The 6216-nt window shown below is 70.9% G+C and carries 7 protein-coding genes; 4 read left to right on the forward strand and 3 right to left on the reverse strand.

The window, feature by feature from the left end; translation table 11 throughout:
- Both GT755_RS37950 and GT755_RS37955 read right to left on the reverse strand, forming a co-directional pair.
- Positions 1-1833: hypothetical protein (locus GT755_RS37950; RefSeq protein ID WP_202611035.1), on the reverse strand; the 1833-nt coding region annotated here is incomplete at its 3' end.
- Positions 1834-2128: 295 nt separating this feature from the next.
- Positions 2129-2485 (reverse strand): hypothetical protein, encoded by a 357-nt coding sequence (locus GT755_RS37955; RefSeq protein ID WP_161484383.1) that lies wholly within the window; start codon positions 2483-2485, stop codon positions 2129-2131.
- 215 nt (positions 2486-2700) lie between these two features.
- Here GT755_RS37955 and GT755_RS37960 point away from each other — a divergent pair, with 215 nt between their 5' ends.
- The 4 genes from GT755_RS37960 (at position 2701) to GT755_RS37970 (ending at position 5790) form a co-directional block, all read left to right on the forward strand.
- On the forward strand, positions 2701-3183 hold the full coding sequence (locus GT755_RS37960; RefSeq protein ID WP_161484384.1) for a hypothetical protein: 483 nt from the start codon (positions 2701-2703) through the stop codon (positions 3181-3183).
- 12 nt (positions 3184-3195) lie between these two features.
- Complete coding sequence (locus GT755_RS40845) at positions 3196-3318, forward strand: hypothetical protein (RefSeq protein ID WP_268903656.1); 123 nt, start codon at positions 3196-3198, stop codon at positions 3316-3318.
- A 47-nt stretch (positions 3319-3365) separates the two neighbouring features.
- The gene (locus GT755_RS37965) at positions 3366-3536 is read left to right on the forward strand and encodes a hypothetical protein (RefSeq protein WP_161484385.1); all 171 of its coding nucleotides are present in this window, start codon (positions 3366-3368) and stop codon (positions 3534-3536) included.
- A 511-nt stretch (positions 3537-4047) separates the two neighbouring features.
- Positions 4048-5790 (forward strand): hypothetical protein, encoded by a 1743-nt coding sequence (locus tag GT755_RS37970; RefSeq protein WP_161484386.1) that lies wholly within the window; start codon positions 4048-4050, stop codon positions 5788-5790.
- A 224-nt stretch (positions 5791-6014) separates the two neighbouring features.
- Here GT755_RS37970 and GT755_RS39025 read toward each other — a convergent pair.
- On the reverse strand, positions 6015-6216 hold a 202-nt coding region (locus GT755_RS39025), incomplete at its 5' end, for a hypothetical protein (RefSeq protein WP_202611036.1).

Genomic DNA, 6216 nt, shown 5'->3' on the forward strand with positions numbered 1-6216 from the left:
CGCGGCGAACTGGTCACGCGCCCCGGCCACGTCCCCCGCCATCCCGGTGTAGGAGGCCAGGTCAGCCTGGGCGAACAGGGTGTCGGGGTGTTCGGGTCCGTGGTGGTCGAGCTGGGCCTGGTAGCGCTGGTGCTGCAGGGTTTTGGCGGTGGCGTAGTCCCCGCTGGCATACAGGTAGTCGATCACCTGGGACATCGCCGGCGATCGCGGCGGCAGGGCCGCGCGGGCGTGGGCCAGCAGCCGCCGGTAGGCCGGCCAGCTGCCGATCACGTCCGGGTCCTCGGGCAGTTCGGCGGTCAGCAGGTCGGCGGCCCGGGTATGGACGGTCTGGCGTTCGTGTCCGGGGAGGTCGTTCAAGGTAACGGCCTGGATCAAGCGATGGACGCTGACGGCGTCGGAGCCGGTGCCGCTATCCGGGCTGATGGTGATCATGCTGTAGGAGGCCAGTAGCCCCAGCGCCTGGCCGATCTGGAGTTCATCGGCGTCGGGCAGATGGTGCAGGACGGTGATGGGCAGCTGGTCGGGGGCGTAGCAGGCCAGCAGCGCCAGTAGCCGGGGGGCCAGCGGGTTCTGGGCGGCGATCCGGGTGCGGGTGATCGTCCAGACCTGGGCGATGACGCGTTCGCCGTCGCCGCCGGGCGGCGCGGCCGCGTGCGCCTTGCCGGGGTTGTCGCGCAGCAGTGCGCGGTAGGTGGTGACGTTCATGCCGGGGGTGCGGGCGATGAACGCGGCGGCCTGGGTCAGGGCCAGCGGCAGAAATCCCAGATCCTCAGCCAGCCCGGCCAGCTCAGCCGACTCGGCCGGTCCGGCCTTGTGCGCGGGGGCGCCTCTGCCGGGCGGGCGGGTGGGATGCGCCTGGATGATCATCCGGGTCAGGAGTCGCTGGGCGGGTTCGGGGTCCAATACCTCCAGGCTGATGGGGGTGCAGCCCAGGTCCCTCCAGCCGGTGTCGCGCCGGGTGGTGATCAGCACGTGCCCGCCGGTCAGCCGGCCCAGGTAGGGGTGCAGGTCGCCGGAGTCTTCGACGTTGTCGAAGACGAGCAGCCAGCCGGGGTGGGCGGCCAGCCACGCCAGCGCCCAGTCGGTCGCCTCCTCCACTGTCGCCGCGGCCGCCGCCACCGAGTCGGCGCCCGCGCAGATCGCCCGGGTCAGGCCCGCCAGCGAGGTCTGAATCTGGGCCGGGCTGTCGGCCTCGATCCACCACACCAGCCGGTAGGCATCCCGGTGGCCGGCGGCGTACTGCAACGCCAGTTCGCTCTTGCCGATCCCGCCCAGCCCGTACACGGCCGCCTGCGTGATCACCACCGGCTCCACCCCCGCCGATCCCGCGGGTCTTGCCGCCGGTGGCTTGCCCGGCGTCTTGGGTGTGGTGGTCAGTGTCTTGCGCAGCCGGGTGAGCACCTGCCGGCGGCCCAGGAACACCGCCGCCGGCGGGCGGGGTAACCCGGGCAGCCCGGCCGGGACGGTGAGTGTGGCCGCGTTCGGCAACGCCCGCCGGTCGGTCGTGGCCGGTACCGCCGGGGGGTACGCGGGAGCGGCTGCGGCGGGTGAGGGAAGACCAGCGGAACCGGCCGAATCGGAAACCTGCGACCGGTCGCCCTGCTCTGGGGGATCGACGGCGAGGACATCGGCGGGGTCAACGGCCGGTGAGGAGGGCCGGGGGCCGGTGCGGGACTGCCACAGCGACACCGCCGCCACGATCAGCGAAGCCAACCCGATGGTGGCGCCGGCGGGATCGACGTCACCCTTCCAGCTGACCCACATGACCACCACAGCGGCGATCACCCCGGCCACACCGGCACCGGCCAGGACCCTGAACACCCACGTCCGCACGCGACTCCCGCCCGGCGTCATCGGCCGCCTGCCACAGCCACCGCGACGCCGATCGGCCGCGATCCGCCTGCCTGTCCCGCCACCACGCTCCCTATCGTGGCGACACTTTATGCACACGGGCAGCACATGCACACAAATCGTAATCAAGATCCATAATCAAGCACCGAAAGCAGATTATGTAGGCCCGACTTGTCCGGGTATGCGAGGGATGCACCGTGCAGACATCGGGCGCCGCGCGGTTCCAAAAAACCGCCCGGCGATGAGGCCCCGACCGGCCCGAGGAGGGCCCGGGAGCTCAGTCCGCGCCGTGGCGGCCGAGCCGCCAGCGCAGCGCCGCCAGCTGGTCGCCGGTCAGGTCCACGGCGTGTTCCTCACCCGCCTCGCTCAGCTCCACCCCGCAAACCACCACGGGCCCGTGATAGTGCCGCCACGATTCGCCGCTCAGGTCGGCGGCCAGCGCGGAAGCCGGCGCGTTGGCCGGGCTGTCGTGCTGGCCTATGCCCATCCACAGATCCAGGCCTCGATCGATGGTCTCGCGCAGGGCAAAGTCCCCGCCGGTCAGCGCGGCGAGCATGTCGTCGCGTTCAGCCGGATCGGCCGGGAGGTCGATCTCGCGCGAGCGGCCGTCGACCTCGATCAGCAGACAGATCATGACGCGCTCCCGTTCAACGGTCGGTGGGCCCGCGCCCATCCTGCCCGGAACCGCCCCGATACGGGTGATCTTGTACGTGAACGTACGTCAATCAGTACGCGCTTACTCACGTACCAGATAGAGATACATAGCGGATCGACATTCAGAGTTGCGATCAATGGCGTATCGGATTCCAATGGAATCGATACATCATCTATCGACAACCAGGGAGAGCGATGACCGCCGCCGACTTCGACACCGCCCGCCTCACCGAGGCCACCGCCCGACTGCGCGCGGCCGCCGAACTGGTCGACCACCTGGCCCCGCTGCGCCGGGTCATCACCGACGCCGATGAGGAGCTGCGCGCCGCGATGCTCCAGGCCGCCGACGCCGGCCTGTCCGAGCGTGCCATCGCCGCGCAGACCGGCCAGGCGCAGCCGACCGTGAACCGGCAGCTCGACGGCCGCCGTGGCGGTGTGACCCCGCCCCCGCCGCTGCACGAAGTCCTGTGGTCGTATCACCGCATTGCCAGTGGCCTGGCCACGCTCGTGCTGCGCTTGGAGGGCCGCCGGGACCTGCCCGATCGGGCGCCGTCGAACGCCCACGTGGAGCCGCGAGGTCGGGTCACCCAGGCCGCCACCGAGTTGGAGGGCGTGGCACAGGTGCTCGGGCACGCGGCCGCCGCCGCCGAATTCAGCGCCACCGCGCACCACAGCTAGGGCCGGCTTGCCGTGACCGAGCCCGACGTCGACCCCTTCGACCCCGTCTACTTCTGCACGATGTGCCAGTGGACCACCGAGGACCCCGGCGAGACCGAGTGCGACTGCGAGGACGGGATTCCCCGCACCTGGTAGCTCACCACCTGGTAGCTCACCACCCCAACCCATCAAAGGAGATCGAGATGACCAACCCGTCCGGAGCCGGGATCTTCGACGACGACCCGAGCTATGAACGCCTGCGGGCGATCCGCGAGTCGGGATACGACGGCCCGCTGGACCAGGACCTGCTGCCGGTGAGCCCGCTCAGATGGGAGGCCGAGGCCCTCGATGCGCTGCGCCGCCGTGGTGCCTAGGTCCGCAATGATCGTGCCCACCTGAGGCCCGCACTGTCACGGTGCGGGCCTCTCGCGTTCGCGGACGTCGGCCCCCGGCGCGATTCGTCGCGTGCCGGCGGTCGCCGCGGTGCGCGACGAATCGCGCTCTCAGGGAGCGGAGCAAGATAGTGGGTAAGGCGGACTTACCGCCGACCTGGCCGCGCCGGAGACCGCTGAAGGCCTTCGTGACGACGCATCCGACCACCGCTCAGCCTGCCGCCAGGCCGCGCCCGAGGCCCTCGAATTGGTGGCCGTCGACGGCCTGGCCGTCCCACCTACGCGGCGTTGCGGACGGGTGCCACGAAGGGTGTTCGTTTGACCGCGTATCGGCGCGAAGTGACGATACCTTAGCACTCTTAATGATCTTGAGCTGATCGTGAGCTGTTGTGGATCTGCTGGCTCACGTGCTCGATCGTCTCGTTTCATAGCTCTCCCTTCGGGTTTGGCTACTTTGTAGCCATCGCTGAAAATCCTTGGCTACTTTGTAGCCATGACTCATCAGAGTGTGGATGTGGCGGTCATGGTTCCCGCCAGGGACGTGCGCCCGACGTGGCTGTTCGAGGAGACCGGCGGCCGGCCCGTGGTCGAGCTCTTCATGTCGCTGCCGGGCGGGCCGGACATGGGCCGTCCGGTGCTGTCCTTCACCGAGGCCGACTTGGTCCGGCTGGGGTACCAGAACCGGCGGCTGCACTGGAGCATCCCGCTGCTTGTCGCGGGCGAGCCGCTGTGGGAGCTGCTGGCCAGCCTTCGGCCCTACGCCGCCCGGATCGCCGCCGGCATGTCGACGTCGCCGCGCTCGACCCGGCCCGTGCTGACGGCCGAGGCCAAGGCGGCCGTCAAGGAGCTGGCCGCCCACCTGGCGCAGGCGGTCGAGGGCATGCCGGTGGTCGAGCCGGTTGAGCCGCAGGCTGTGCCGGATGCGGCGATCGAGGAGCTGGTGACCGCCGACACCACCGACGCCGCTCTTGCCGAGGCCGTGGCCCGGCTGACGGCCCGCATCCCCGCCCAGACCCCGGGCGCCCTGGTGCATGTGCCCGGCCTGGCCGAGCGCGTGGAGCGCGCCCGGGTCCGTGCGCGCGGCATGGTCCGCTCGCGCCTGGCGATCGTCGCCGCCCTGTCGGAGGGCGGCCGCCAGGAGCGCGACGAGCTGATCCGCCGCATCTCCGCATGGCACGACCCGGCCGACACTCAGCGCTCCCTCGGGGCGGCCGCCGGCCTCACCCACCGAGCCGTGCAGCAGATCGTCAAGAAGATCGGAGAGCGGGACGACGCCCTGACCCGGGTTGCCCCGGCCGTGGAGTCCCTCGTGCAGGCGTGGGACCCGGGGATGCTGCCCCCGCTCGACGACACCGGCGAGGACGACGACGAGCGGGACGACCGCTACCCGCCGGGGTTCACCGCTGAGGACATGGAAGACGAGTACGAGTACCGCCGCCGTGAACGGGACCGCCGCCGGGCGCAGCGTGAGTGCGCGGTGGCCGGGTGCCGCAAGCCCTCGCGCCTGATCATCAAGGCCTGGCAGGTCGACACCACGGAATACTTCGGGGCCGACCGTGACGACCCCGACCGCGACGACCTGGGGAACGTGTACAACCTGTCGGTGTCGCCCCGCTACGGCGCGCCGACGTGGACCGCGTGCGGCACCACCCACGCCCGGACTCTCATTGACGCGGCCAAGGCGCAGCCACACCTCACCGCCAGTGTTCCCGGCATCGATGGCGGGCCCCCGCCCCCCGTCCACTTCCAGGTCGAGTCGTTCGCCTGGACCGCCGCTGACGACGACCTGCCCGCGCCGGTCCGCCGGCTGCGCGCCAATCTCGACTTGCTCGACTACGCCCTGAAGGAGTTCACCCGGGCCGTCAGCGTCGGCGACAACGTCGGCGCCGCGCTCTACCTGTCGATGTTGCGGCGCGACGTCGCCCGGGGCGCCCTCAGCCTGGCTGACCTGACGACCAGGGCCACCCCCGCCACCCACTACCACCACGGGGACGCTGAGCCCCACCGGGACGTGATCCAGGTCCGCGATGGCGACACCATCTTCAACCGCGAGCGCGACTACTTCGGCGCCCAGGGCGGTGATCTGTGGCGCGCGCCTGGGGAGCACCCGGCCCGTACCTGGGACGAGCTGGCGGCCGCCGTGGCGCCGCGCCCCCTGATCGCCATCCCCCGCGAGGTGCTGCACATCCCTCACCACGACGACGACCGCGACGACTACGACGACGACTGGGAGTAGAACCGGCCCATCGAACCGAGGCCCTCGCCTGTATGGCGGGGGCCTCTTGGCGTCCGGGTGATCCTCGCGGAATCAGGGTGCCGTTAACGGGTGCGTCACGAGCCGCCAATCCGCAAGGCTTCTTGTGACGCTTGGTGATCGTCTCAGCGTTTGTCTTCGTCTCAGTCTCGCGCGCGCCTGCGCGTAGGCGCTGAGACAGAGGCGTGAGACGAAGACGGAGACAATCACGGGCTGTCACGGGGGCCCTTACCCGTGGGCCGCTGGCGACCCGGCGCAGCCGCCTGGCCGTCGACGAGCGCCTGGCCGTCGACGAGCGCCTGGCCGTCGACGAGCGCCTGGCCGTCGACGAGCGCCTGGCCGTCGACGAGCGCCTGGCCGTCGACGAGCGCCTGGCCGTCGACGAGCGCCTGGCCGTCGACGAGCGCC

This window comes from Herbidospora solisilvae, assembly GCF_009901565.1.
Classification (GTDB): Bacteria; Actinomycetota; Actinomycetes; order Streptosporangiales; family Streptosporangiaceae; genus Herbidospora; species Herbidospora solisilvae.